Here is a 26670-nt window from a genome sequence, read left to right as displayed (position 1 = left end):
TCTTCACGCTACTTTATTTGCTTAGATGTATGAAATGTTAGGTGTATTAGCTATACACCGCCATCCCCGTCGGCCGCACCTGGACCGCGCGCGCCTCCTACACCTTCGACAACATCAAGACCGAAGTGGGCTGGCGCGGCCGCTTCGTGCAAAACGGCGGCTACACCGACCCCTCGCGCGGCTCCTCCGGCAGCGACGAACGCGTCGAACGCCCCGGCTACGGCCTGAACGACTTCTACGTCAACTGGGAACCGCAGAAAAACCTCAACGTCAATCTCTCGGTCAACAACGCCCTCGACAAAAACTACCGCAGCCACAGCCAGCGCGCGGGCAGCAGTACCCTGGCCGAAGCGGGTCGCGACGTGCGCCTGAACTTCAAATACTCGTTCTGAATACACCTGTCGCAAAAAGAAAGGCGCTTCCCCGGAAGCGCTTTTTTGTCAGTGCGATACCCATCCCCAAAAATATAGCCGCTGCAAACAGAAATGATGCGGTGTTGGCGCGCCTCGCCGGGCACCCATAAAAATCGCTGCGCGATTTTTATGGGAAACCCGCGCCGTATGGTCTGTACGGTCTTCGGCTCGCCGCCTTGTCTCAGCCCTGTTTGAAACGACGATAAAACGGGGTTCGTAATGGTTTCGGCGGGCTGAAACCCGCCGTTGCGGCATTGCTGGCGGGCTTCGTCCACCCCCAAATCCTGCTTTGTTTTTTGGTATCAGAACGGCGCGGCGAGGTGGAAGCGCTGCCTGATGCCGCGCAGGTTGGTGGCGGTGAGGGCTTCCGCGTGCAGCATCAGGCGCGGCGCAGCGGGAAGATGTTCGTCGGCATAAAATTCGTCGCCGAGGATGGGGTGGCCGATGGCGGCGAGGTGGACGCGCAGTTGGTGGCTGCGGCCGGTGTGCGGGGTGAGGGCGACGCGGCTGTTGCCGTTTTCTACCGCGAGGACCCGGTAACCGGTGTGCGCGTTTTTGCCGTATTCGTAGTCGATTTTCTGGCGCGGGCGGCGTTCCCAGTCGGTGATGAGCGGGTAGCGGATGTCGCCGCTTGTTGGCGTGAGGATGCCGTGGGCGAGGGCGATGTAGCGTTTTTCAACGCGGCGCGCGGCAAATTCTTGTTTGTAGTGGCGTTCGGCGGCTTTGTGTTTGGCGATGAGCAGCAGGCCGCCGGTCGCCATGTCGAGGCGGTGCGCCGCCATCGCTTCGGGGGCGATGTTTTGGCAGCGGCTTTGCACGCTGTCGTATTTGTCTGCGCCCCGGCCGGGCACGGACAGGAGCCCCGGCGGTTTGTTGATGACGAGGATGTCGGGGTCTTCGTAGTGGATGTCGAGGTCGGGCATCAGTGCCGTTCTTGTTTGATGTCGCGCGCGAGCAGGCTGGCGATGGTGTCTTGCAGGCCGGTTTCGCCGGCGAGCATATGGTGCAGGTGGGTGGTGATGGGCATGCGGATGCCGTGCGCCTGTGCGAGGGTGTAGGTGTCGTGCGTCGCGCCTTCGCCTTCGACGGTCTGGCCGATGGCGGCTTTGGCTGCTGCCGCACTCCGGCCGTGTCCGAGGGCGAGGCCGAAGCGGCGGTTGCGCGACTGGTCGTCGGTGCAGGTGAGGACGAGGTCGCCCATGCCGGCAAGCCCCATCAGGGTTTCTTGTTGTGCGCCGAGGGCGGTGGCGAGGCGGGTGATTTCGCGCAGGCCGCGCGTGATGAGGGCGGCACGGGCATTGGCGCCGCAGCCGAGGCCGTCGGCGATGCCGGTTGCGATGGCGATGACGTTTTTCACGGCACCGCCTATCTGGACGCCGATGAGGTCGTTGCTGGTGTAGCAGAGGAAGTTGCTGCCGTGGTAGTAGTGGGCGATGTGTGCGGCAAGGGTGTTGTCGGCGGCGGCGATGGTAACGGCGGTCGGCTGTCCGGCTGCGACTTCTTTGGCGAAGCTGGGTCCGGCGAGGATGGCGTGCGGGTGGCTGCTGCCGATGGTTTCGTGGAAAACGTCGCTGAGCAACCGCCCGCTGCCCGCTTCGAAGCCTTTGATGGCCCACATCAGCGGCGTGTCGCGCAGATGCGGTTTGAGGTCAACGAGCAAGCCGGCGAAGGCACGGCTGGGGACGACGGCGAGGACGAGCGCGGCATCTTGCACGGCGGCGGCGAGATCGCCGCTGATGGCGAGGTTGTCCGGCAGCGGGATGCCGGGCAGGTAGCGGCGGTTTTCGCGTGCCGCCATGAGCGCCGCCGCGTGTTCGCGGCGGTGGGCCCAGAGGGTGATGTCGTGCCGGTTGCGGGCGAGTTGCAGCGCCAGTGCGGTGCCCCAGCTGCCCGCGCCGAGGACGGTGATGCGCGCCATTATTGGACCGGCTGGTCGCCCTGCTGTTCGGCGGCCTGTTGCAGGCGCTGCTGGTACATGATGTCGAAGTTGATGGGTTGCAGGTAGAGGTTGGGGAAACCGGCGCGGTTGATGGCGTTGCTGATGGCTTCGCGCGCGTAGGGGTAGAGGGTGGTCGGGCAATAGACGTTCAGCGCGTGGTGCAGTTGCGCGTCCGGCAGGCCGCTGATTTCAAAGACGCCGTTTTGCGCGACTTCCACCAGATAGATGACGCGTTCGCCGTCTTTGGCGGTAACGGTCAGGCGCAGTTTGATGTTGTAGTGGTTGTCTTCCGGCAGTTTCTGGATTTCGTGGGCGACGCCGAGGCTGATTTCCGGGTTGAGTTCCTGCTGGAAGATTTCCGGGGCGTGCGGGACTTCGATCGAGAGGTCGTTGATGTAGATTTTGCGGATGTCGAGGACGATTTGGGTTTGTTGTTCTTCGCTCATGGGGGGGCTCCTTTTCGGCCGGGTGAAGCGGATGGAATGCGGCGCGGGGTGCGCTGCAGCGTCGACCGCGCATTGTACGGCTTTGCCCGCGCGCGGCAAAATCGGCTCAGGGGAGGTAGGCAAGTACCAGTCCGAGGAAGACGGCGGCGCCGACCCAGTTGTTGTGCAGGAAGGCGCGGAAGCAGGGTTCGCGCCCGCAGTGGCGGGTGTCCCACAGTTCCCAGGCAAAAAGCAGCGCGGCACCGAGGATGGCGGCGTAGTACCAGGCACTGAGCGCGGCGGCATATCCGGCGGAGAGCAGCAGGGCGAGCATCAGCGCCATCATCGCGGCGAGGAAGCGGTGTTCGCGGCCGCGCATGGTGATGGCGCTGGATTGCAGGCCGATTTTCAGGTCGTCGTTGCGGTCAACGAGGGCATAGAAGGTGTCGTAGATGAGCGTCCAGCAGATGCCTGCGCCGTAGAGCAGCACGCCCGGCAGGGTGATGGTGCCGAGAAGCGCGGTTTGCGCGAGGAGGATGGGACTGGCAAGAGCGATGCCGAGGATGAGTTGCGGCGCGGGGAAGCAGCGTTTGCTGAGCGGGTAGAGCAGCATGATGATGCCGCAGGCGATGGCGAGCAGGATGGTGGGGCGGTTGAGCAGCAGCACCAGCAGGAAGTTGAGCAGCATCAGGATGATGCCGAGGACCAGGGCCTCTGTGATGCTGATTTCGCCCCGCACCAGCGGGCGGTGGCGGGTGCGTTCGACATGGCCGTCGAAGTTGCGGTCGGCGAGGTCGTTGAAGACGCAACCGGCGGAGTGGGTCAGCCAGGCACCGAGCAGGAAGATGCAGACGGTGCGCGCGGGCGGCCGCCCGCTGCCCGCCAGCCACAGACCCCACAGGCAGGTCCAGGCAAGCAGCAGCGGCACGATGGGGCCGTCAAGGCGCATCAGGCGGATGTAAGCGGTGATTTTGCGGTTTGGCATGATGATGTCCTGTTTTCGGGTTGTTTGGGGTTCGTGCTGCCGGGCGGGCTGCGCGGCGCCGTCGGGTCATATGGTGCGGCAAAGTCCGCCCGGCGGTCATGATAACGGTCAAGCGGGCGGCTGTGCGCGTCAGTCCAGCACGCCGAGCTGGTGCAGCGCCACCGCCACGCCGTCTTCTTCCAGGGTGCCGGTGATGTGGCGGGCCACCGCTTTGAGTTCGGGGCAGGCGTCGCCCATCGCGATACCCGCGCCGACGGCGGCGAACATTTCCACGTCGTTCAGGCCGTCGCCGAAGGCGAGGGTGTCTTTGGGGTCGATGCCGAGCGCGGCGCAGGCTTCGTGAATGCCGCGCGCCTTGCTGCCGTCTGCGTGTAATAAATCCACCGCGCCCGCGTGGCTGCGCACGGTTTTGTAGCGGCCACCGTGTGCGGCGAGGATGGCTTGCAGCGCGTCTTCTTGTGCGACGGGGGCGAGGACGATGAGCTGTTCGACGTCGTGTGTGCGGTAGTAGTCAGGGTCAACGGTGTAGCAGGGGTAGTTTTTCAGGATTTTGTGGCTGCTGCCGCGTCTGCGCCCGGCGGCCATGTGCGTGGCGGAGACATAGGTGTATTCCCAGTCGTGGCGGCGGAAGGCGCGGGTGAGGCTCTCGATGTCGTCTTTCGCGAGCGGGTGCGCGCTGAGGACGCGTTCGCCGTAGCGGTTGTACTGGCCGTTACTGGCGACGACGAGTTCGATGTCGCCGTCTTCGACGAGTCGGTCAATGGCGGGCGGCAGGGCGCAGTAGCCGCGTCCGGTCGCGATGGCGGGGATGATGCCGCGCGCTTTCAGGGCAGCAATGGCGGCAAGGCTGGAGGCCGGGACGTAGTCGCGGCTGTGTTCGTAGAGGGTGCGGTCGATGTCGAAGAAGACGGCGCGGATATGGCTGGTCATAGGGTTCACGGGTTAGGGCAGATGGGCGAGGACGATGCCGAGCAGGATGGCGGCACCGACCCAGTTGTTGTGCGCGAAGGCACGGAAACAGTGTTCGCGGTCAAGATGGCGCGCGTCCCACTGCTCCCAGGCAAAGAGCAGGGCGGCAGCGGCGACGCCCGCGTAGTACCAGGCATTTAGCGCGGCGGTGCGCCCGGCGAGCAGCAGGCAGGTGAGCATCAGCAGCATCATCAGCGCGAGGAAGCGCCGCTCGTAGCCGCGTACGGTGATGGCGCTGGAATGCAGGCCGATTTTTTCGTCGTCCTCGCGGTCCACCAGCGCGTAGTAGGTATCGTAAATCAGCGCCCAGATGACGCTGGCGGCGAAGAGCCACGCGCCTGCTGCGGTGATGGTGCCGAGGATGGCAGTTTGTGCCATGAGGATGGGGCTGGCGAAAGCGATGCCGAGCACCAGTTGCGGGGCAAGGAAGAAGCGCTTGCAGAGCGGGTAGAACAGCGCCACCGCACCGCAAGCGACGGCGAGCAGCACCGATTGCCAGTTGAGCAGCAGCACCAGCAGGAAATTGAGGAAGAGCAGGATGACGCCGAGCGCGAGCGCCTCGCCTACCGTAGCTTCACCGCTGGCTAGCGGGCGGTGGCGGGTGCGCGCGACATGGCCGTCGAAATTGCGGTCGGCAAGGTCGTTGAAGACGCAGCCGGCGCTGCGCATCAGCCACGTTCCAAGCAGGATGACCACCACCACGCGCGCGGGCGGCCGGCCGCCACCTGCCAGCCACAGTCCCCACAGCCCCGCCCAGGCAAGGAGCAGGGTGCCGACGGGGCGGTCGAGCCGCATCAGGCGGGCGAAGGCGGAACATTTATGCAGGAACATGGGCAACGTCTTAACAAAAATAAGGAATCACATAGAATAGCGCCTCACTTTTATCAGACAAAGCGTAAAACATGAGCCAATACGTCTATACCATGAACCGGATGAGCAAAGTCGTCCCCGGCGGCAAATTCATCCTCAAAGATATCTCCCTCTCTTTCTTCCCCGGCGCAAAAATCGGCATCCTCGGCTTGAATGGCGCGGGCAAATCCACCCTGCTGAAAATCATGGCCGGGGTCGATACTGATATTCAGGGCGAGGCACGGCCGCAGCCCGGCATCAGCATCGGCTATCTGCCGCAGGAACCGCAGCTGGATCCGGACAAAACCGTGCGCGAGGTTGTGGAAGAAGCGATGAGCGACATGAAAGACGTGCAGGCCGAACTTGATGCCGTTTATGCCGCTTACGCCGACCCCGAAGCCGACTTTGAAGCGCTGGCCGCCAAACAGGCCGAGCTGGAAAACAAACTCGCCGCCGGCGGCGGGCACGATAACGAACGCCGCATGGAAATCGCCGCCGACGCCCTGCGCCTGCCGCCGTGGGAACAAGTGGTGAACACCCTCTCCGGCGGGGAAAAACGCCGCGTCGCCCTCTGCCGCCTGCTGCTGTCCAACCCCGACATGCTGCTGCTGGACGAGCCGACCAACCACCTCGATGCCGAATCCATCGCCTGGCTGGAACGCTACCTGCACGACTTCCCCGGTACCGTCGTCGCGGTCACCCACGACCGCTACTTCCTTGACAACGTCGCCGGCTGGATTCTCGAACTCGACCGGGGCGAAGGCATCCCGTATCAGGGCAACTACTCCGCCTGGCTTGAGCAGAAAGAAAAACGCCTCGCCATCGAAGAAAAACAAGAATCCGCACACCGCCGCGCTCTCAAGCAGGAACTCGAATGGGTGCGCAACAACCCCAAAGGCCGCCACAGCAAAAACAAGGCGCGTCTCGCCCGCTTCGACGAACTCTCCGGCAAAGAATTCCAGAAACGCGCCGAAACCCAGGAAATCTACATCCCGCCGGGTGAGCGCCTCGGCGACAAAGTCATCATCGCCAATCACATTGCCAAAGGCTACGCGCACAAAGCCCTCTACGAAGACCTCAGCTTCAACCTGCCGACCGGCGCCATCCTCGGCATTATCGGCCCGAACGGCGCGGGCAAATCCACCCTGTTCAACATCCTCGCCGGCAAAGACACGCCGGACGCGGGCACGGTGGAAATTGGCGAAACCGTGCAAATCGCCTTTGTGGACCAGTCACGCGACGCCTTGAACGCTGACAAAACCGTGTGGGAAGAAGTCTCGGACGGCCTCGACAACATCATCGTCGGCAGCTACACCATCCCCAGCCGCGCCTACCTCGGCCGCTTCAACTTCAAGGGCGCGGACCAGCAAAAACGCGTCGGCGACCTCTCCGGTGGCGAACGCAACCGCCTGCACCTCGCCAAACTGCTGAAAAGCGGCGGCAACGTGCTGCTGCTTGACGAACCGACCAACGATCTCGACGTGGAAACCCTGCGCGCGCTGGAAGAAGCCATCCTTGCCTTCCCCGGCTCGGCGCTCATCATCTCGCACGACCGCTGGTTCCTCGACCGCGTCGCCACGCACATCCTCGCCTTCGAGGGCGACTCGCAAGTTACCTTCTTCCCCGGCACGTACAGCGAATACGAAGCCGACCGCAAAAAACGCCTCGGCGACGAAGCCGACCAGCCGCACCGCATCAAATACAAGCGGATTCAATAAAACGAAAGCCCCGGCAACGGGGCGCTTTTTTATGGTGGGGCAGCATTTATCCCACTTGACGAACCCAATATTTACGCTGCTTGGCATGAATAAAGCCCATAAAATATCCCCTCCATTTCAAACCAACCCATTCCAGCCATGCATAAAGCCCTGCCCCTCACCGCCGCCCTGTTCCTTGCCGCCTGCGGCAGCACCGCCACCTTCCTTACAGGCACCCCGCAACTCGCCGACGGCGACAACGAATTCTGGATGTACTACTGCACCGACGGCAACGATAAAGGCCGGGAACTGCAAGTGGACTACGCCAACATGGGCGGCGAATACAGCGCCACCCCGAAAATCGACGGACAAAAACGCGTCCTGCAACGCCAAAGCGCCTACGATTTCGGCGACGGCGAATACCGCTGGCGCAGCGACGACGGCGGCCACTACTTCCGCCTGAGCCACCACGACCAAACCGAATACAGCCACTGCGGCGCACGGCGCAAACTGGACAAAGACGCCGTGTACCTGCGCTGACCATGCCCCTCCTCAGCCCCGAAACCCGCGCCATCCTCGCCACGCAGGGCTTCACCCTGCACGAAACCCCGCCCCGGCGCATGACCATCCCCGGAATCCTCACGAACCCCTACGGCCTGCTGCACGACATCCCTTACAGCTACATCAACCTGCGCTGCATCCGCCACCCTGACCAGCTCATCACCCTCAGCCGCGCCGGCGAGCACTGGCGCTGCTTCGCCACCTACGGCGAAAACGGCTGCCTGCTGTTCGATGGTGCCAACCGCGTCTGCGCCCTGGACGACGATGGCAGCATCGCCCCCGTCAACCACAACCTGGGCGACTTCACCTGCTGCTTCGCCTGGTATCAGTCTGCGCTTTACGCCATCCAGGCCAGCGGCCACCGGAGCGACGGCAAACACTTCGGTGCCGCCTGCGACCGCGCCGCCCGTTTCGCCCGCCGCCGCATCGCCCCGCTCGCCGACACCCGCCCCGGCAGCTTCTGGGACAACATGCTCTTCTGCCTCGAAGACTGGCTGGGCGGCTTCACCCCCTCCATTACCGACTATATCCAAAACGGCCGCGCCTGACATGAACGACGCAGACTACATCCGCCTCGCCATCGCCCAGGCCGCGCAGGCCGAAGCCCTCGGCGAAGTCCCCATCGGCGCGCTGATTGTTGCGGGTGGCGAGATTATCGCCGCCGCGCACAACCGCACCATCACCGACCATGATCCCGCCGCCCACGCCGAAATCCTCGCCCTGCGCGCGGCGGGGCGAACCCTTGCCAACCACCGATTGGGCGGCGCGACCCTCTACGTCACCCTCGAACCCTGCACCATGTGCACCGGCGCGCTGGTACACGCGCGCATCGACCGCCTCGTCTTTGGCGCTTACGACCTGCGCGCGGGTGCCTGCGGCAGCGCCCTTGACCTCGCTCGCCATCCGCAGCACAACCACCACATCCGCGAAGTCAAAGGCGGCGTTCTCGAAGACGAATGCCGCGCGCAACTGCAACGGTTTTTCCAAAAACGCCGTACGGCAGGATGATGACCCGCCAAGCAGGGTGGATACTCTGAATTTGTGGTAGCCGCTAAGCAGGCGGCCGCTGTTAGCTAACCACCTGCGGACTGTTTCTGCTGAGATACGCCATCTGAATTTCCCGAAGCTCTATCCATCATTCGTGTGAGTAGTTCTTCCATTGGGATTTTCTCAGCCGTTGACTTATCCAGCAAAAGTGCAGGGTTTAATCCCATAGATTCAATAGTAATTCGAGAAAGAATTTTTCGTGCTGTACCGTCATCTAGACGTGGATTCTTGTTAAGCATGTCGAGAAAGTTTAGATATGTCCTTGCAACTATCTCTTTGTGTTTATAGGTTTGTTCTATTTTTCTATCTTCCCTTATATTCTTTATAGTAAATAAAATCATCCAAACTAATGGGATTACAAATAATAATTTTGCAAGATAGGTGCTTATCTGCTCGTTGCTGATTCTAAATAAGATTATTACTACAGAAACTACTACATGCAAGATTGGAATAGCAGCAAGTAGAAATACTAAAAATATAGTGCTAATTTTAATTCTTAAATTGACTTCATCCGCTTGTTTTTTATATTCACTATAAAGATGTACTTCATTAGTTGTGCCAATCAAATCAGCAACTAGTTTATCAAATTGCTGATTATATTTTCTTAATGTAAGTTCAATAACTTCATCCGCTTTACTATATACATCTACATAAAAGTTAATCCTTTCAATTTTTAGAAAAATATCTTTTATGCTATTCAACATTTCTAAATATTGCGTTTTTGCATCTACTTTAATTGCAGCAACAACATTACAACCTAATTTTTCGCTAAACCTATAATTATATCTTTCATCCAGAATGAATTTCATTAATTGAGATAACTCCTCTTGTAAGGCTTCTATTAAATCAATTTCAAGTAATTCTAATATGGCATGATTAAAGCAATTATTTAGGTATTGTGCAATATCTTTAAATTCTATAGGGGGAAATGCCAGGTCTCCGAGACCAAGGTTGCCAATTACCTCGTAATTTATTTTCCAATCACCCAAAATTTCATTAATTATTTCCTGTTTTTCACGCATATAATTCCCTCCTATATTTGATTAGACTTTTTCAGATAATCCCTTCGCGTCTCGCCTGGTAGCGGCTTTCCGCGTCGATGCGGGCGAGAATGCCGAGGGAGATGCAGATGATGACCACCGAGCTGCCGCCGTAGCTGACCAGCGGCAGGGTCAGGCCTTTGGTAGGCAAAAGGCCGGTGGTGACGCCGATGTTGACCAGGGCCTGGATGGCGATGGTGAGGCCGATGCCGTAGGCAAGGAGGCTGGCGAAGCGGCGGCGGACGCGGTCGGCGAGGTAGCCGATGGCGAATGCCCGCCAGACGAGCAGCACGAAGAGGGCGATGACGGCAAGCGCGCCGATGAGGCCGAATTCTTCGGCGATGATGGCGAAGATGAAGTCGGTGTGGGCTTCGGGCAGGTAGTCGTGTTTTTGCACGCTCTGGCCGAGGCCGCTGCCGAAGAGGCCGCCGCTGCCGATGGCGATGAGCGAGTTCACCAGTTGGTAGCCTTCGTCGTATTGGTGTTCCCAGGGGTTGAGGAAGGTGAGCAGGCGTTTGACGCGGTAGGGGGCGGCGACGAGGACGGCGGTCATGAGGCCGGTGACGCCGAGGAAGAAGAGGGTGAAGCGTTTGGCGTTCACGCCCGCCATGAACATCATGCCGAGGATGACGGCGACCATGACCATGGTCGTGCCGAAGTCGGGCTGTTTGATGAGGATGGTGGCGAAGATGGCGGTGATGGCGAGGAGTTCAAGCATGGGGCGCCAGCTTCTGTCAAGGAACTGGTTGTTGCGTTGCAGAAAGGCGGCGGCGTAGATGGTGATGGCGAGTTTGACGATTTCGCCGACTTGCAGTTTGAAGAGTTGCAGGTTGATCCAGCGGCGCGCGCCGTTGACGGAGACGCCGACGCCGGGGATGTAGATGATGCCGAGGAGGATGAGGGAGATGACGAGCAGGCGGCCGCTGTGCTGGTAGTAGTAGTGGGTCGGCATGCTGTAGCAGATGTAGGCGGCGAAGAGGCCGCAGAGGTAGAACACGGCCTGGCGCGTGGTGTAGTGGTACATGTCGCTGTTGTGGCCGACGGCTTCGCTCATGGAGGCGGAAGTAACCATGATCATGCCGATGGCCATCAGCGCCAGCCAGGCGAAGAGCAGCCAGATGTCGGGGAATTCGAGTCCCTGCCAGCGCGAGACGTGCTGTTGCTGGCTGTGGTGGAAGGCGTTGATGTGGCGCGCGGCGTTTTGTTGGCGGCCGGGGTCGCGCGGGGTGAGGGTGGGTTCGATGCGGCGGGCTTTTATCGGCATGTGCTCGTGACCTCGTAGGCGAAGGCGTTGCCGCGCGCGTCGTAGCCGCTGTACTGGTCGAAGCTGGCGGTGGCCGGGGCGAGGAGGACGGTGTCGCCTGTCTGCGCGAGGCTGCGGGCGCGCTCGACGGCTTTGTCCATGCTGCCGCAGTCTTCGTAAGCGATGTTGGCAGCGGTGAAGGCGGCCTGCATGGCGCGGTTGTCCACGCCGATGAGCAGGACGTGGCGGACGCTGCTGGTTTTGATGATGGCGGCGAGTTGGGCGAAGTCCTGGTTTTTGCCAACGCCGCCCGCGATGAGGATGACGGGGCCGTGAATGCCCGCCAGTGATGCGGCAGCGGCGCCGATGTTGGTCGCTTTGGAGTCGTCCACCCAGTGGACGCCGCCTTCTGTGGAGACGGTTTGCATACGGTGCGGCAGGCCGGCAAAGGTTTCGATGGCGGGCAGGGCCTGGCTGGGGGCGACGCCGTAGGCTTCGAGCATGAGCAGGGTGCAGAGGATGTTGCTGTGGTTGTGCGCGCCGTGCAGGTTGAGGCAGGCGGTGTCGAGGACAGGGTGCCCGTGCAGGATGATTTTGCCGTCTTCGATGCGGTTTGGCAGGGTCGGTGCGTTGCCGTAGTAGATGATGTTTTGTCCTTGTTCGGCGGCGGCGATGCAGTTTTCGTCGTCGCCATTGACGATGGTGATGCTCGCCTGGCGCACGAGGTTGGTTTTGGCGGCGGCGTAGGCGGCGAAATCGTCGTAGCGGTCGAGGTGGTCGGGGGTGATGTTGAGGATGGCGGCAACGCGCGGATAGAGCGAGGGGCAGAGTTCGAGCTGGTAGCTGGAGAGTTCGAGGACGTAGCAGTCGGCAGGTTCGCCGTCAAAGAGGGCATCCAGCACGGGGCGGCCAATGTTGCCGCAGAGTTTGGCGCGTTGTCCTGCGTGGTTGAGGGCGGCGGCAAGCAGGGTGACGACGGTGCTTTTGCCGTTGCTGCCGGTCACGGCCAGCACGGGTTTGTCGTTTAGGAGGGCAAAGAGTTCGATGTCGTTGATTTGTCGCGCGTAGCTGTGGGTAAAGGCGGCGCGGCGGCGATCCACGCCGGGGCTGACGACGAGGGTGGCGGCGCCGGCAAAGGCGTCCGGGTCGTCGAAGTGGCGTTTTTCGATGCGGCGTTCGTCCAGGCGTTCGTCTAATCCGATGGCGTTGTAGCCTGCTTCGCGCAGGAGGTCGAGGGTAACGTGGCCGGATGCGCCCATGCCGACGACGTAGATGGGCTCGGCGAGCGCGAGGGCGCGCAGTTTGCTGGTCAGGGTATTCATGAGGGTTCCGGGGTTAGCGTAGTTTGAGGGCGGACAGGCCGATGAGGACGAGGACGACGGTGATGATCCAGAAGCGGATGGTCACGCGCGATTCGGGCCAGCCCGAGAGTTCGAAGTGGTGATGCAGGGGCGCCATGCGGAAGACGCGTTTGCCGCGTGTTTTGTAGGAGATGACCTGAATCATCACCGAGAGCGCTTCGGCAACGAAGATGCCGCCCATTAGGGCGAAGACGAGTTCCTGGCGGATGGCAACAGCAATGGTGGCGAGTGCCGCGCCGAGAGCAAGCGCACCGACGTCGCCCATGAAGACGAGAGCCGGATGGGCGTTGTACCAGAGAAAGCCGAGTCCCGCACCGGCGATGGCAGCGGCGAAGACAGCCATTTCGCCCGCACCGGGGATGGCGGGCTGGTGCAGGTAGTTGGCGAAGTAGGGGTTGCCGGAGATGTAGGCGAAGACGGCGAGGCCGCCGGCGACGAGGACGACGGGCATGATGGCGAGGCCGTCGAGGCCGTCGGTGAGGTTGACGGCGTTGCTCGCGCCGGTGAGGACGAAGTAAACGAAGGGGATGAAAATCCAGCCCATGTTCCAGCTGAGGCCTTTGAGGAAGGGGACGATGAGGGTGGTTTCCGCCGGACTGGTGGCGCTCAGGTAGAGCCAGACGGCGGTGAGGAAGGAGACGAGCGAGAGCAGCGCGTATTTGTGTTTGGCGCGCAGGCCTTGCGGGTCTTTGAGGATGAGTTTGCGGTAGTCGTCAATCCAGCCGACGGCGCCGAAGCCGAGCATGACGAAGAGGGCAATCCAGGTGTATTTGATGCGCAGATCCGCCCAGAGCAGCATGGCGATGCAGACGCTGAGGATGATGAGCGCGCCGCCCATGGTCGGTGTGCCAGCTTTTTTCAGGTGGGTTTGCGGGCCGTCGTCACGGACGTACTGCCCCATTTGCAGGCGTTTCAGGAGCCGTATCATCGGACCGCCGCAGCCAAGCGAGAGAAACAGGGCGGTGAGGGCGCCGAGGATGATGCGCGAGGTGAGGTAGGTAAAGGCGTTGAGCGGGGTGATGTAGCCGCTGAGCCATTCGGCGAGGGCGTAGAGCATGGTCGTTTAGTCCTGGGTGTGGGTTCTGTCGATGGCGGCGGCGTCGAGGACGCCTTCCATTTTCGCCGCGCGCGAGCCTTTGACGAGGATAGTGGTCGGCGGTGTCGCCGGATCGGCGAGCAGTTGCTTGAGGGCAGCGCCTGCGGCAGCGGTGTCGGGGTAGTGGCGGGTGGTCTGGTCGTTGTTCAGGGTGTCGTCATCGACCCGGTCGCCATCACTTTGTTTTGCGGCGAGGTAGGTGGCGGGGTATTCGCGGGCGAGTCCGTCGCCGACCGCCCAGAAGGCGCCGATGGCTTTTTCGGCGGCGTAAGCGGCGACTTCGCGGTGCAGGGCGGCGGCGCGTTCGCCCAGTTCGCCCATGGCACCGGCGATGACGAGACTGTGCGGCGCGCTGGCTATCACGTCAATACCCGCTTTGAAGGAGGCGGGGTTGGCGTTGTAGGTGTCGTCATAGATGGTATGCGGGCCGACGCGGTAGGCGGTGAGGCGCGATTGGTGCAGGACGAGGCCGTGCAATGCGGCCTGTATTTGTGCGCCACTGATGCCGGCGAGGGTGGCGGCGGCGGCAGCGGCCAAGGCATTGGCGATGTTGTGGCGGCCAACGAGCTGCCAGGCGACGGGATAGGTGGCGTCATCAATGTGCAGGGTGAAGCGGTGACCATCGTCGCTGATGTCGCTGGCGTAGAGGTCGGCACCTTTCAGCGGGTCTAGCGCGAAATTTTTTTGCGGGCGGTGCTGGTATTCGTCACGCCAGCGTCTGCCCGCCGGGGCGTTGAGGTTAATCACCAGCGCGCCGCTGCTTGCTGCATAAATTTCGCTTTTTGCGCTGATGACGCCTTCCAGCGAGCCGAATCCGGCGAGGTGCGCCGCCGAGGTGTTGGTGATGACGGCGATGTCGGGGCGGACGAGGGTGGTGAGCGGGGCGATTTCGCCGGGATGATTCGCGCCGATTTCGATGACGGCGTAGCGGTCTTCGTCGGTCAGGCGCAGCAGGGTGAGCGGCACGCCGATGTCGTTGTTGAGATTGCCCTGGGTGGCCAGGGCTTGTCCTTGTTGTTGCAGGAGGCGTTGCAGGATTTCTTTGGTGGTGGTTTTGCCGTTGGTACCGGTGACGGCAATGAAGGTGGCACGGCTACGTTCGCGGCGGTCACGTGCCAGGGCGGTGAGTGCCGCGAGGCTGTCCTTGACGACGATTTGCGGCAGGTCAACGTCGCGCCGCGCGCTGACGATGGCGGCGACGGCACCGCGCGCTTTGGCGGCTGCAAGATAGTCCGCGCCGTCGTAGTTCGCGCCTTTGAGGGCGACGAAGAGGGCACCGGGCGGCAGGTTGCGGCTGTCGGTGGCGACGGTGAGGGCGCGGAAGCCGGTGCCGTAATGCACACCGCCGCAGAGGGCGGCGATGCGCGCGGCGTCAAGCGGGGTGTTCAGGGATGGGTAAGCCATGTGCGGACGGTTTCCTGGTCTGAATAGTGGTGTTTGCTCGTGCCGATAATCTGGTAGTCCTCATGGCCTTTGCCGGCGATGACGACGGCGTCGCCCGCCTGCAACTGCGGCAGCACCCAGCGGATGGCGGCTTCACGCGGGCGCTTGACCCAGATGTTTTCCCGCCTGCCCGTGCCGCGCAGGGCGTCGGCGATGATGTCGGCGGGGTTTTCGGTGCGCGGGTTGTCGTCGGTGATGACGGTGGCGTCGGCGTAGCGCTCCGCCGCCTGTGCCATCAGCGGGCGTTTACCGTGGTCGCGGTCGCCGCCGCAGCCGAAGATGCACCACAGTTTGCCGGGAACGTGCGGGCGGATGCCTTGCAGGATGTTGGCCAGCGCCGCCGGGGTGTGGGCGTAATCGATGATGGCGCAAGCACCGTTTGCCAGCGGGATGCGTTCGGCACGGCCGGGGACGCCGCGCAGGGCGGCGAGGATGGCGGGGATTTTGGCAAAGGGTGTGCCGCAGGCGAGCAGGCTGGCGGCGGTGTTCAGAAGATTATCGACGTTGAAGCGGGCGAGCAGGGGCGAGGAAATGGCGGCGCTTGCGCCATCAACGTGCAGGGTGAAATGGATGCCGTCGGCGTCGAGCACAATATCAGTGGCGCTGACGGTCGCGGCGGCGCGCGGGTGGTGGTTGCCCGCGCTGCTGACAGCAATTACGCGCGTCGTAGGGAGGACGAGGTTGTCATCGAGCAGGCGGCGGCCATGCGCGTCATCAATGTTGATGACCGCCTGCGGCAGGGGTTGCGTGAAGAGGCGGGCTTTCGCCCGGAAGTAGTCTTCGAGGTCGCGGTGGTAGTCGAGGTGGTCGCGGCTGAGGTTGGTGAAGACGCCGAGGGCGAAGTCCACCCCGCCGACGCGATGCTGGGCGAGGGCGTGCGAGGATACCTCCATTGCGACGGTTTTGATGCCATGTTCGCGCCAGGCGGCGAGGTGCTGCTGGATGCGCAGCGGGTCGGGGGTGGTGTGGCTGGCGGGTTCGAGGGCATCCAGCGGGCCGTAACCGATGGTGCCGAGCATCGCGCCGCCAGTCGCCTGGGCGAGGAAGTGAACCAGCGAGCTTTTGCCGTCGGTGCCGGTTACGCCGATGACGGTCATGGCGCGGGAAGGGTGGTCGTAGTAATTGGCGGCGATACCGCCGAGATACACGCCGAGGGCGGGGCAGGGCAGGGCACCCGCAGGCGGGGCAGGGTAGGGCAGTTCGTATACGATGGCGGCGGCAGGCTCGCCGTGGTAGTAGTCCAGCGCGTGATGGCTGACGCCGCGCGCGGCCAGCCACAGGGTGTCGGCATCAAGCGCGCGGCTGTCGGTGGCGATGTCGCCAATCGGGCGGTCGTCGGCGGGGTCGATCTTGAGATAGGGGGCGAGGAGGTTACTGAGTGATTTCTTTGGCGGGGACATCGGGGGCTCCGGCTGTGTCGTTGTCTTCAAAGGGTTCGCCGTTGTCGCCGGTCAGCGCGATTTCGCCGGTTTTACTGATTTTGTCCGGCAGGACGTTAAGCATTTTCAGCGAGGCTTCGGCGATGCGGGCGAAGGGCGGCGCGGCAACCAGGCCGCCGTAGTAGTCGCCTTTGGGGTCGTCAACGACGACGACCATGGCAATGCGCGGTTCGTGTGCCGGGGCGTAGCCGGCAAAGATGCCGCGATAGTTTTTTTCGGCGTAGCCGCCGCCTGCGCGCACTTTGTGCGAGGTGCCGGTTTTGCCCGCCACGGTGTAGGTGGCGGTGTTGGCGCGCCGCCCGGTGCCGCCGTCGCCGACCACGGCTTCAAGCATTTTCCGCACGGCGGAAGCGGTCTGCGCGCTCATCACCCGCTTGCCTTCGGGCGGGGTCTGCACTTTCAGGAGCGACAGCGGCATGGCGACGCCGTCGTTGGCGATGGTGGCGTAGGCGTGTGCCAGTTGCAGGGCGCTGGTGCTGACGCCGTAGCCGTAGAAGGTGGTAGCGTATTCAAAGCTGTTCAGTTTTTCCACGCGCGGGAAGTGGCCACGCTGTTCGCCGGGGAAGTTGATGCCGCTCGGTTCACCGAAGCCGAGTTTGCGCATGAAGGCGCGGTATTTTTTGCGCGGGGTGCGCTCGCTGATCAGCGCCATGCCGACGTTCGAGGATTTGCGGATGATGCCGACGGTGTCCTGGGTGCCGTAGTTGTGGGTGTCGCGCACGGTGTTTTTGCCCATCTGGTAGGCGATGCCTTTTTTGAAACGGGTCGAGGGCGAGATGGCACCCAGTTCGATGGCGGCGGCCACCGCCAGCGGTTTGATGGTCGAACCGGGCTCGAAGGTGTCGGTCACGGCGCGGTTTTTCAGCAGTTCGGCACGGCGTTCGGCGGAAACGTTCGGGTTGCCCGCCGGCAGCGACACCATGGCGAGGATTTCGCCGCTCTTGATGTCGATGACGACCGCCGTGACGGATTCGGCGCGGTACTGGTTCATGGTGTCCTGCAAGACTTGATGGGTGATGAACTGGATACGCTTGTCGATGGAAAGTTGCAGTTGCGCGCCCTTGGCAGCGGGCGCGACTTCTTCGACCACGCGCAGCGCGCGTCCGGCGCGGTCTTGCAGGATTTTTACCTTGCCGGGGCGGCCGGCCAGGGTGTTTTCGTAGAGTTTTTCCAGCCCTTCCTGACCTTTGTCTTCCACGTCCGTGTAGCCGATGATCTGCCCCATGATTTCGCCGGAGGGATAGAAGCGTTTGTAGCCGTTTTCGCTGCGCAGGGCGGGGATTTTCAGATCCAGCGCTTCTTTGGCGATGCCCGGCGGGATTTGCCGCCCCAAGTACATGAACTGGCTGTCGCCGCGTTTCGCCAGCTCGTCGTAGAAGCGGGCGAGGTCTTCGTCGAGCAGCCCCGCCAAAGGGCGCAGGATTTCGTAGTGATAGCGCAGGCGGGTTTCCTCTTCGTCGCCGCTGTTCACCCAGGCGCAGTCCTCGCTGTAATTCCTGTCGGACAGACACGCCTCGCGCAGCCGCTCGAAATCGCCGTTGAGCGTCGCCCACAGGCGGGTCGGGTCGGCAATCAGGGTGCTGACCGGGGTGGAAATGGCGAGCGGCTCGCCCTCGCGGTCGAAAATGAAGCCGCGCAGCGCGTCTTCCGTCTGAATGCGCAGGCTGCGGTCGTAGCCGCGCGCGGTGAGTTCCCGCGCCGTCGTCACTTGCAGGCGGACAAGCTGCCCGATTAGCAGCAGCGTCATGCACACCAGCGCGGCGATGACGATGTTGCGGCGGGTGGTCGCGCCGTAACGGGATGTGGAGCGCGCCACCGTCTCAGTCCAGATAGACGACTTGCGCCGCTTGCGGAATGTGCATGTTCAGTCCGTTGCGCACCGCATGGTCAATGACGCTGTCGTCCGCCAGCATCTTCTGTTCCAGCAGAAGTTGCGTCCATTCGGCGTTAATCTGGTCGCGCGTCTTTTTCAGCGACTGCACTTCGTTGACGAGGTCGCTCTGTTCATGCGCCGATTTCGCCGCCTGCACCCCGCTGAAACACACACCGCCAAGCAGCGCTGCCAGAATTAACATCATGATTTTCATATCTTTACTGCCTTTCTCAGTCTTGCACTGCGACTTCTCGGATTGCCCGCCACTTCCCCGGCGGACGGCTTGATCACGGGCGGCACCAGTCGCAGCAAAGGGTTCACCCGGTCGTGCGCCGACGGAATCTCTGCCGGCAACGGCGCGCCTTCGCAGGCGCGGATAAAGCGCTTGACCAGCGCATCTTCCAGACCATGAAACGTAATCACGGCCAGCACCCCGCCGCTACGCAGCAGGGTGGTCGCGGCTTGCAGGCCGCGTTCAATCTCGCCGACTTCATCATTGACCGCGATGCGGATCGCCTGAAACGACTGCGTCGCCGGATGAAAACCGGCGCGGTGCAGCTTGCGCGGCACGGCGTCGGCGATGACGGCGGCGAGATCCAGCGTCGAATGCAGGCGCGGGCGGGCGCTGATGATGGCGCGCGCAATGCGGCGCGCCACCGTGTGCGGCTCGCCGCCCCAGTCGCGGATGACGCGGGCCAGTGCCGCCTCGTCCACCGCCGCCAGCCAGTCGGCGGCGGTCAGGCCGCTTGCATTGTCCATGCGCATATCGAGCGGGCCTTCCTTGTTAAAGGAAAAACCGCGTTCCGCCTGATCGAGTTGCGGCGAAGACACGCCGAGGTCGAGCAACACGCCGTCAAGACTGCCCGCGCCGACAGCGGCAAAAGCCGTCGCCATCTGCGAAAACGGACAGCGGGCAAAAGAAAAACGGGGGTCAGACCAGGTGGCAGTGGCGGCAGCAGCCTGCGGGTCGCGGTCGAGCGCGAACAAACGGCCATCAGCGTCAAGCCGGCCGAGGATGGCGCGGCTGTGCCCGCCACGCCCGAACGTGCCGTCCAGATAACGCCCGGCGGGGCGGATGGCGAGCGCCGCCACCGTTTCCTGCAACAACACCGTCGTATGCAGACCATTCATAGCGACAGCGACTCCAATGCGCCGCTGAGGGTAATGCCGTCCGCGCGCAGCCCGTCGGCATCTTCGGCATTCACCGCATCCCACGCTTCCTGCGCCCACAGCTCGAACTTGTTGCCCATACCGCTCAACACCACCTTCTTGTCGAGGCCGGCGCGCTGGCGCAGCGGCGGCGGAATCAGGATGCGGCCGGTCGCATCCAGCTCGCATTCGGCAGCATTGCCCATATACAGCCGCTTCAAGCGGCGGATTTGCGGATCAAAACTCGGCAGCGCGACCAGCTTTTCCTCCACCTTCTCCCACTCCGGTAGCGAATACAGCAACAACTGCCCTTCCAGCTCGGCGGTCAAAATCAGCCCGCCCGCACTTTCCGCTTCAAACTGCGCCCGCACCCGCGCCGGAACGGATAACCGTCCCTTGCTGTCGAGTGAGATGTGGTAAATGCCGCGAAACATGTGAGTGAGCGATCCTGCGCCTATGTGTTGCACTTTTTCCCACATTATAAAGTGTTCATGAATTTCGGCAATAAATTCAGGAGGTCATTACAACAAACCCCTTAAAAAGCAGTAAAAAATTTTTCAGCGTCCTGCCGCTTTGCGGCAATTTCTGCCGTAATGGTGCAAGAATGTGGGAAGGAAAGACACAATTCCCGCAGCCGTTATCTTGAAGCGCGCCATCAATGAATTTGTTGCCGACTATCTCAATCCGCCGCCGCTTGCGCATCAGATTGCCATATTTTTGTAGCCGGGCGCTTCTCGCCGGCCTTCCGGATGGAGATGATTTTGACCGCCCGGCGCGGTGTCGAAGCCATAACCGCACAATGTGCCGGTAACGGCTTGCCGATAAAGCCGCCTGTCCGCAGGCAGGTGGCGATGATAAACTCTGCTTGCGGCATGCCCTGTGGCTCCGGGATTTGTGGCGGAAGCCCCGGATTGAGGGTAATATCTTGTTTTAGAAAATGTTCTTCGTACACGACAAAACTCCCCATTGGGCACAGGGATCTGCCTGTTTGGGTAGGCGGAAGCTTTTAATTATCAAAGATAAATCCCCTTCCCCGCATGCGGGGGGAGGGATTATTCACTGTTTTTGAAAAGATTTTTCTCGTCGTGAGATGGGCGGGTTCCCATGCTTGCGGGGTTCTTCATTTTTGCCGTGTACGCAGGAGAATGTTGTGAAAGGTCGAGAGCGACGTTTTTGAAGGTTTTTTATGTCTATGCGTTTCTGGCAGGCGAACGGTCTGCCGCATCCGTATGTGATGCTGTTTTTGGCACCGCTGTTTTGGGCGACGAGTAATGTGGCCGGCAAGCTCGGCAAGGCGTGGCTGACGCCGTATGAATTCACCTTCTGGCGCTGGGTGCTGGCAGCGGCGTTGTTGTCGTGGCTGTTCCGCGCGCGCATTCGCGGGGATTTGCCGGTACTCAGGCGGCGCAAGTGGTGGCTGCTGGTCGTCGGTGGCAGCGGTTTTGCGCTGTTCAATATTGTGTTGTACAGCGCGTATGTGCGCGGCGCGTCGGTGGTCAATGTGTCGATTATTACGGCGCTGATTCCGGTGATGGTGCTGCTGGTCGAAGTGTTTTTCCTGCGCGGGCGGGCGCATCCGCTGCAATGGCTGGGGGTGGCGCTGTCGTTTGTCGGCGTGGTCTGGGTGGTGAGCAAGGGGCATCCGCGCGCGCTGCTGAATACGGGACTTGCGGCGGGCGATGTGCTGGCGCTGGTCACGTCCGCGATTTATGCGGGTTATTCGCTGGCGCTGCGCCGTGCACCGGTGGTGCATTGGGCGAGCCTGCTCTGGGCGATGTGTGTTGCGGCGGTGGTGGTGTCCGCGCCGTTTTTCTTGTGGGAAGGGGTTGCGCAGGGTTTCCGCCAACCGCCGTGGCAGGCGTGGCTGCTGCTCGTTTATGTGGCGGTGTTTATCGCGATTTTGTCGAAACTGTTTTATATGGAGAGCGTGATTGCCATCGGCGCGGGGCGGGCGGCACTCACCATGAATTTGTTGCCGGTATTCGGCGCGCTGGTCGGGGTGGCGGTGTTTCCGGAGGAACGGTTGGGCGGTTATGTGTGGGTGGCGCTGCTGTTGGTGGCGGCGGGAATTGCCGCTTCGGAATGGGGCGCGGCGCGTTTGCGCGCGCGTTTGCCGGAAAGCTAGAATGCGCGCCTTTCTGTTCTGTTTTTTATTGGAGGATTTTTATGGCCGGTCATAGTAAGTGGGCGAATATCAAGCACAAGAAGGCAAAGGAAGATGCGAAGCGCGGCAAGGTGTTCACCCGTTTGATCCGCGAGTTGACGATTGCCGCGCGCCACGGCGGTTCGGATCCAAACAGTAATCCGCGTCTGCGTCTCGCCGTTGCCAAGGCGCAGGCGGAGAACATGTCGAAGGATACGATGGATCGCGCCATCAAGCGCGGCGCGGGCGAGCTCGGCGGCGCGCAGATGGAGGAAATCCGTTATGAAGGCTACGGGCCGGGCGGCGTCGCGGTGATGGTCGATTGCTTGACCGACAACAAGAACCGCACGGTCGGCGAGGTGCGTCATGCCTTCACCAAGGCGGGCGGGAATCTCGGCACCTCCGGCTCGGTCGCCTTTCAGTTCACCGAGCGCGGTGTGCTCTTTTTCGAGAAGGTCGAGAATGAAGACGCCTTCATGGAGGTGGCGCTGGAAGCAGGCGCGGACGATATGGAAGTGGACGAGAACGGCGCCGAGGTGCTGACGTCGCCGGAAAGTTATGCCGCCGTGTATGACGCGCTGGTCGCCGCCGGTTATACGCCGGATGAGAGCGAGGTGACGATGCGCGCCGATAATCTTTCGCCCGTCTCCGCCGAGGACGCCGACAAGGTGATGCGCATGATCGAGCGGCTGGAAGAGTTGGACGATGTGCAAAGCGTCTATACCAACGCCGATTTTCCTGAAGATTTTGCCGGCTAGATGGCTGTTACCCGCCGCATTCTCGGCACTGACCCCGGCTCGCGCGTCACCGGTTACGGCATTATTGATGTCACGGGGCAGGAGGTGCGCTATGTCGATAGCGGCTGTATCCGCCTCGCGGATGAAGCGATGCCGCTGCGCCTGATGATGATTCATCAGGGTATCAGCGAGCTGATCCGCATGTACCGCCCGCAGGAGTTTGCGATTGAGGCGATTTTTGTGCACAAGAATCCGAACTCGGCGCTGAAACTGGGGCAGGCGCGCGGCGTCGCCATTTGCGCGGCGGTGCTGGCGCAGTTGCCCGTCGCCGAGTATGCGGCGAAAAGCATCAAGCAGGCGGTGGTCGGCAAGGGCGGTGCGGAAAAGGCGCAGGTGCAGCATATGGTGAAAATGCTGCTGAACCGCAGCGGCGTGATTCAAAGCGACGCCGCCGACGCCCTCGCCGTCGCCCTCACCCATGCGCACCATCTGCAAACACAAAAGCGGCAACAGCAGGCGGGTCTGCTCGCTGCCTGGGAGACTTAGAATGATTGCTTACCTGCGCGGCACGGTGCTGCTCAAACAAGCCGGACAAATCATCATCGAAACCGGCGGTGTCGGCTATGAAGTCTCCGTGCCGCTTGCGGTCCTGGAACGCGTCCACGAAGGGCAGGAAGCGGCGCTGTTCGTGCATCATGCCGTGCGCGACGACGGCCACTACCTTTACGGTTTCCTCACCCTGCAACAGCGCGGCTGGTTCCGCGAAATGATCCGCGTCAGCGGCGTCGGCCCGAAAATCGCCCTGCTCATCCTCTCCGGTTTCGACGTTGATATGCTGACGCAAATCGTGCGCAACCAGGATAGCGCGGCGCTGGTGAAATTGCCCGGCGTTGGCAAAAAAACCGCCGAACGCCTGCTCATCGAACTGAACGACCGCGTCACCCGCCTGCCGGTCGGCGTCGCGAGCGGGCAGGGCATCATCCGCCCCGCCTCTGCCCGGCTGGATGCCGAAGAAGCCCTGGTCGCCCTTGGCTACAAACCTGGTGAGGCGGCGCAACTCATCGAACGCGTCGGCAGCGATGACGACACCGACACCGACACCCTCATCCGCCGCGCCCTGCAACTCAAATTCACCGGCAAACCATAAAAACCATGATCGAATCCGACCGCCTCATCCACGGCGCCAGTCAGGGCAACGACGAACAGGCCGTTGAGCGCGCCGTCCGCCCCAAACGTCTTGCCGAATATATCGGGCAAAGCGCGCTGAAAGCGCAAATGGCTATCTTCATCGAAGCGGCACTCGCGCGCGGCGAGGCGCTGGATCACGTCCTCCTCTTCGGCCCGCCCGGCCTTGGCAAAACGACGATGGCGAACATCATCGCCGCCGAACTGGGGGTGAACCTGCGCCAGACCTCCGGCCCCATCCTCGACAAAGGCGGTGACCTTGCGGCGGTGCTGACCAACCTCGAAAGCCACGACGTCCTCTTTATCGACGAAATCCACCGCCTCTCCCCCGCCGTTGAAGAAGTCCTCTACTCCGCGATGGAAGACTACCGCATCGACATCATGATCGGCGAAGGCCCGGCGGCACGCTCCATCATCCTGCCCATCAAACCCTTCACCCTTGTCGGCGCGACCACCCGCAGCGGCCTGCTCAGTGCACCGCTGCGCGACCGCTTCGGCATCACCCAGCACCTGCAGTTTTACAGCGAAAGCGAACTGACCGAAGTCGTGCTGCGCGCCGGCCACCTGCTTGGCGTGAAAATGGAAGATGAAGGCGCGGTGGAAATCGGCAAACGCGCGCGCGGCACCCCGCGCATCGCCAACCGCCTCCTGCGCCGTGTGCGCGACTACGCCGATGTGCGCGGCAGCGGCGTCATCACCCGCACCATTGCCGACGAAGCCCTGTCGCTGCTCGCCATTGACGGCCTCGGCTTCGACAACCTCGACCGCCGCCTGCTCACCATCATCATCGACCACTTCGCGGGCGGGCCGGTCGGTCTCGACACCCTTGCCGCCAGCATCGGCGAAGAACGCGGCACCCTCGAAGACATCGTCGAACCCTACCTCATCCAGCAGGGCTACCTGCAACGCACCCCGCGCGGCCGCGTCGCCACCGCCCGCGCCTACATCCACCTCAACAGGGAAATGCCCAAACCGTAACGCACACCCCGCACAACCCATACGTTACACTACCGCAATCCCCCGCTCATCCAGACAAAAAGGAGACCAACTTGGAGCCCACCGCACAAACCGGCCTGTCCGTCACCCACCTCATCGGCAACGCCAGCCTGCCGGTCAAAGTCATCATGACCATTCTCTTCCTGATGTTCTTAAGCACCCTCTACCTCACCGGCAAAAAATACATCCAGTTCCTGCGCCTGCGCCGCAAAAACCGCAACTTCGACCAAACCTTCTGGTCGGGCAGCGACCTCGAAGTCCTCTACGCCAACTACGAAAAACGCCACACTGAAAGCATCGAACGCATCTTCATTGACGGCTTCCGCGAATTCACCCAGTTCAACGGCAACGACCTCGAAGACCCCGACGTCATCGTCCACAACTGCCGCCGCGCCATGACTGCCGCACACAACCGCGAAACCGCGCACCAGGAACGCGGCCTGAACGTGCTGGCCACCATCGGCTCATCCGCGCCCTACATCGGCCTGCTCGGCACCGTGTACGGCATCATGAACTCCTTCATCGCCATCGGCGGCGAAAAAACCGCCAGCATTTCCAGCGTCGCGCCGGGCATCGCCGAAGCGCTGATTGCCACCGCCATCGGCCTGCTCGCCGCCATCCCCTCCGTCCTCTCCTACAACTACTTCGTCGCCCGCTCCGAGACCCTCGTCGTCGAATACGACGCCTTCATCGAAGAATTCTGCAACCTCCTGCAACGCCAAATCCTGCGCGCCCGCGACTACCAGCGCAGACAACAGAGAAAACCCGCATGAGCCGCAACCGCCGCCACAAACTCAAAGCCGAAATGAACGTCGTCCCCTACATCGACGTCATGCTCGTGCTGCTCGTCATCTTCATGATTGCCGCCCCGCTTATCCACCAGCAAAGCATCGAAATCGACCTGCCCGACACCAGCTCGGAAGTCCTCGAAATGCCGGAAGACGCCGGCAACGACACCCTGCCGCTCATCCTCAGCGTGGACGCCGCCGGCAGCTACTACCTCAACCGGGGCAACGACAAACAGCCGCTCTTGCCCGACGACATCATCGCCCTCACCCAACAGGCCCTCGCCGAACACCCCGACCTGCCCGTCCTCGTCCAGGGCGACACCAACGCCAACTACAACCGCGTCATCGACGGCATCGTCCTCCTGCAACAAGGCGGTGCCAGAAAAGTCGGCCTCGTCACCGAACAACCGCCGGAAAGCGGGGGAAAACCGTGAGAGAAAGCCGCCAGCCGCAGCGCATCATCCTGCAAGAAAACCTGGGCGGCATCGCGGGCATAAGCATCGGCATCATCGCCCTCGCCCTCATCTTCCTGCTCGGACGCGAACACCCCATCGAAATCGACGGCGGCAAAACTCCGACGGCGCAAAACCCTGATGCCGAACCCATCGCCACGCAAATCGTGGACGCGCGCACCCTGCAAAACACCCTCGACAACATCACCGCCAGACAACAAGCCGAAGAACGCGCCCGCCTCGAAGCCGAAAGACAAGCCGAAGAAGCGCGACGGCGGGAAGAAGAAGCCGCGCGCCGCGCCGCCGAAGAACAACAGCGCCGGGCCGAAGAAGCCGCCCGCCGTGCCGAAGCCGCGCGGCAAGCAGAAGCCGCGCGACAAGAACGGGAACAAGCCGCCAGAGAAGCTGCCGAAAAAGCCGCCCGGGCGGCACGCGAAAAAGCCGCCCAAGATGCCGCTGCCAGACAAACCGCCAAAGAACGCTCCGCGCAGGAAGTCAAAGCCGCCAAAGAACAGGCAGACCGAGAAGCGCGCGAAGCCGCCGCCGCCAAAACCAGAGCCGACAAAGAAGCGCGCGCGGCCGCCGAAAAAGCCGCTGCCGAAAAACGCGCTGCCGAACAGGCCGAAAAACAGGCCAAAGCCGCCGCCGACAAAGCAGCGGCGGCCAAGGCGGCGAAAGAAAAAGCCGCCGCCGACAAGGCAACGGCCGCCCAAGCAGCGAAAGAAAAAGCCGCCGCCGACAAAGCAGCCGCAGCCAAGGCGGCGAAAGAAAAAGCCGCTGCCGAGAAAGCAGCGGCGGCCAAAGCGGCGAAAGAAAAAGCCGCCGCCGACAAAGCAGCGG

The 26670-nt window shown here is 62.1% G+C and carries 30 protein-coding genes; 13 read left to right on the top strand and 17 right to left on the bottom strand.

Going from position 1 to position 26670, the window contains the following annotated elements:
- The first annotated feature begins 125 nt into the window (after positions 1–125).
- Positions 126–392: a hypothetical protein gene (locus Q0562_RS13515; protein WP_366144805.1), complete on the top strand. Its 267-nt coding sequence runs from the start codon at positions 126–128 to the stop codon at positions 390–392.
- A 323-nt stretch (positions 393–715) separates the two neighbouring features.
- On the opposite strand, the gene Q0562_RS13510 is transcribed toward Q0562_RS13515, so the two are convergent.
- The 6 genes from Q0562_RS13510 to ubiA form a co-directional block, all read right to left on the bottom strand.
- On the bottom strand, positions 716–1336 hold the full coding sequence (locus tag Q0562_RS13510) for a pseudouridine synthase (RefSeq protein WP_298645188.1): 621 nt from the start codon (positions 1334–1336) through the stop codon (positions 716–718).
- On the bottom strand, positions 1336–2331 hold the full coding sequence (locus Q0562_RS13505) for an NAD(P)H-dependent glycerol-3-phosphate dehydrogenase (protein ID WP_298645187.1): 996 nt from the start codon (positions 2329–2331) through the stop codon (positions 1336–1338). Before Q0562_RS13505 ends, Q0562_RS13510 begins: the two co-directional genes overlap by 1 nt.
- Positions 2331–2798 (bottom strand): protein-export chaperone SecB, encoded by a 468-nt coding sequence (gene secB / locus Q0562_RS13500; RefSeq protein ID WP_298645185.1) that lies wholly within the window; start codon positions 2796–2798, stop codon positions 2331–2333. The genes Q0562_RS13505 and secB overlap by 1 nt, the downstream gene beginning before the upstream one ends.
- A 106-nt stretch (positions 2799–2904) precedes the next feature.
- Positions 2905–3762 carry a 4-hydroxybenzoate octaprenyltransferase gene (locus Q0562_RS13495; RefSeq protein WP_298645183.1) on the bottom strand — a complete coding sequence of 286 codons (858 nt, stop codon included), beginning with the start codon at positions 3760–3762 and terminating at the stop codon, positions 2905–2907.
- A gap of 129 nt (positions 3763–3891) precedes the next feature.
- Entirely contained in the window at positions 3892–4692 is an 801-nt protein-coding gene (locus tag Q0562_RS13490) for a Cof-type HAD-IIB family hydrolase (RefSeq protein WP_298645180.1), read from the bottom strand.
- Between the two features lie 12 nt (positions 4693–4704).
- Positions 4705–5562, bottom strand: coding sequence for a 4-hydroxybenzoate octaprenyltransferase (gene ubiA / locus Q0562_RS13485; RefSeq protein ID WP_298645178.1), 858 nt, complete (start codon positions 5560–5562; stop codon positions 4705–4707).
- A gap of 71 nt (positions 5563–5633) precedes the next feature.
- Between ubiA and ettA the strand changes: the two genes are divergently transcribed.
- The 4 genes from ettA to tadA all read left to right on the top strand — a co-directional run bounded on the left by ettA (position 5634) and on the right by tadA (position 8846).
- A complete protein-coding gene (ettA, locus tag Q0562_RS13480; RefSeq protein WP_298645177.1) occupies positions 5634–7298 on the top strand; it encodes an energy-dependent translational throttle protein EttA in 1665 nt (554 codons plus the stop codon).
- A 138-nt stretch (positions 7299–7436) separates the two neighbouring features.
- Complete coding sequence (locus tag Q0562_RS13475) at positions 7437–7817, top strand: hypothetical protein (protein WP_298645176.1); 381 nt, start codon at positions 7437–7439, stop codon at positions 7815–7817.
- Between the two features lie 2 nt (positions 7818–7819).
- Positions 7820–8386, top strand: coding sequence for a hypothetical protein (locus Q0562_RS13470; RefSeq protein ID WP_298645174.1), 567 nt, complete (start codon positions 7820–7822; stop codon positions 8384–8386).
- A 1-nt stretch (position 8387) separates the two neighbouring features.
- The gene (gene tadA, locus Q0562_RS13465; protein WP_298645172.1) at positions 8388–8846 is read left to right on the top strand and encodes a tRNA adenosine(34) deaminase TadA; all 459 of its coding nucleotides are present in this window, start codon (positions 8388–8390) and stop codon (positions 8844–8846) included.
- Between the two features lie 65 nt (positions 8847–8911).
- On the opposite strand, the gene Q0562_RS13460 is transcribed toward tadA, so the two are convergent.
- The 11 genes from Q0562_RS13460 to Q0562_RS13410 form a co-directional block, all read right to left on the bottom strand.
- Complete coding sequence (locus Q0562_RS13460) at positions 8912–9907, bottom strand: hypothetical protein (RefSeq protein ID WP_298645170.1); 996 nt, start codon at positions 9905–9907, stop codon at positions 8912–8914.
- Positions 9908–9938: 31 nt separating this feature from the next.
- On the bottom strand, positions 9939–11189 hold the full coding sequence (gene ftsW, locus Q0562_RS13455; RefSeq protein ID WP_298645168.1) for a putative lipid II flippase FtsW: 1251 nt from the start codon (positions 11187–11189) through the stop codon (positions 9939–9941).
- Entirely contained in the window at positions 11180–12490 is a 1311-nt protein-coding gene (gene murD / locus Q0562_RS13450) for a UDP-N-acetylmuramoyl-L-alanine--D-glutamate ligase (RefSeq protein WP_298645166.1), read from the bottom strand. Before murD ends, ftsW begins: the two co-directional genes overlap by 10 nt.
- Before the next feature lie 13 nt (positions 12491–12503).
- Complete coding sequence (gene mraY, locus Q0562_RS13445; RefSeq protein WP_298645165.1) at positions 12504–13586, bottom strand: phospho-N-acetylmuramoyl-pentapeptide-transferase; 1083 nt, start codon at positions 13584–13586, stop codon at positions 12504–12506.
- A 6-nt stretch (positions 13587–13592) separates the two neighbouring features.
- On the bottom strand, positions 13593–15029 hold the full coding sequence (gene murF, locus Q0562_RS13440; RefSeq protein WP_298645163.1) for a UDP-N-acetylmuramoyl-tripeptide--D-alanyl-D-alanine ligase: 1437 nt from the start codon (positions 15027–15029) through the stop codon (positions 13593–13595).
- Positions 15011–16468, bottom strand: a complete 1458-nt coding sequence (locus Q0562_RS13435; protein ID WP_298645162.1) for a UDP-N-acetylmuramoyl-L-alanyl-D-glutamate--2,6-diaminopimelate ligase — start codon at positions 16466–16468, stop codon at positions 15011–15013. The genes murF and Q0562_RS13435 overlap by 19 nt, the downstream gene beginning before the upstream one ends.
- On the bottom strand, positions 16440–18323 hold the full coding sequence (locus Q0562_RS13430) for a penicillin-binding protein 2 (RefSeq protein ID WP_298645160.1): 1884 nt from the start codon (positions 18321–18323) through the stop codon (positions 16440–16442). Before Q0562_RS13430 ends, Q0562_RS13435 begins: the two co-directional genes overlap by 29 nt.
- Before the next feature lie 4 nt (positions 18324–18327).
- Entirely contained in the window at positions 18328–18585 is a 258-nt protein-coding gene (gene ftsL, locus Q0562_RS13425) for a cell division protein FtsL (RefSeq protein WP_298645159.1), read from the bottom strand.
- 5 nt (positions 18586–18590) lie between these two features.
- Positions 18591–19511, bottom strand: coding sequence for a 16S rRNA (cytosine(1402)-N(4))-methyltransferase RsmH (gene rsmH / locus Q0562_RS13420; protein WP_298645157.1), 921 nt, complete (start codon positions 19509–19511; stop codon positions 18591–18593).
- Complete coding sequence (gene mraZ / locus Q0562_RS13415; protein ID WP_298645156.1) at positions 19508–19963, bottom strand: division/cell wall cluster transcriptional repressor MraZ; 456 nt, start codon at positions 19961–19963, stop codon at positions 19508–19510. The genes rsmH and mraZ overlap by 4 nt, the downstream gene beginning before the upstream one ends.
- 245 nt (positions 19964–20208) lie before the next feature.
- On the bottom strand, positions 20209–20481 hold the full coding sequence (locus tag Q0562_RS13410) for a hypothetical protein (RefSeq protein WP_298645155.1): 273 nt from the start codon (positions 20479–20481) through the stop codon (positions 20209–20211).
- 234 nt (positions 20482–20715) lie between these two features.
- On the opposite strand from Q0562_RS13410, the gene Q0562_RS13405 reads away from it, so the two are divergent.
- The 8 genes from Q0562_RS13405 to Q0562_RS13370 form a co-directional block, all read left to right on the top strand.
- Positions 20716–21654: a DMT family transporter gene (locus tag Q0562_RS13405; RefSeq protein WP_298645153.1), complete on the top strand. Its 939-nt coding sequence runs from the start codon at positions 20716–20718 to the stop codon at positions 21652–21654.
- Positions 21655–21695: 41 nt separating this feature from the next.
- A complete protein-coding gene (locus Q0562_RS13400; protein WP_298645152.1) occupies positions 21696–22430 on the top strand; it encodes a YebC/PmpR family DNA-binding transcriptional regulator in 735 nt (244 codons plus the stop codon).
- Entirely contained in the window at positions 22431–22955 is a 525-nt protein-coding gene (gene ruvC / locus Q0562_RS13395) for a crossover junction endodeoxyribonuclease RuvC (protein WP_298645150.1), read from the top strand.
- Between the two features lies 1 nt (position 22956).
- Complete coding sequence (gene ruvA, locus Q0562_RS13390) at positions 22957–23556, top strand: Holliday junction branch migration protein RuvA (RefSeq protein WP_298645148.1); 600 nt, start codon at positions 22957–22959, stop codon at positions 23554–23556.
- 5 nt (positions 23557–23561) lie between these two features.
- Positions 23562–24572 (top strand): Holliday junction branch migration DNA helicase RuvB, encoded by a 1011-nt coding sequence (gene ruvB / locus Q0562_RS13385; protein ID WP_298645145.1) that lies wholly within the window; start codon positions 23562–23564, stop codon positions 24570–24572.
- Positions 24573–24643: 71 nt separating this feature from the next.
- A complete protein-coding gene (gene tolQ, locus Q0562_RS13380; RefSeq protein WP_298645144.1) occupies positions 24644–25363 on the top strand; it encodes a protein TolQ in 720 nt (239 codons plus the stop codon).
- On the top strand, positions 25360–25812 hold the full coding sequence (locus Q0562_RS13375; RefSeq protein WP_298645142.1) for an ExbD/TolR family protein: 453 nt from the start codon (positions 25360–25362) through the stop codon (positions 25810–25812). The genes tolQ and Q0562_RS13375 overlap by 4 nt, the downstream gene beginning before the upstream one ends.
- Positions 25809–26670, top strand: an 862-nt coding sequence (locus Q0562_RS13370; protein WP_298645141.1) for a hypothetical protein, incomplete at its 3' end; no start/stop codon positions are given. The genes Q0562_RS13375 and Q0562_RS13370, both read left to right, overlap by 4 nt.

It is taken from the genome of uncultured Cardiobacterium sp. (assembly GCF_938028825.1).
Lineage (GTDB): Bacteria > Pseudomonadota > Gammaproteobacteria > Cardiobacteriales > Cardiobacteriaceae > Cardiobacterium.
Note: the sequence above shows the minus strand (reverse complement) of the source record. Positions and strands in the feature narration are given on the sequence as shown.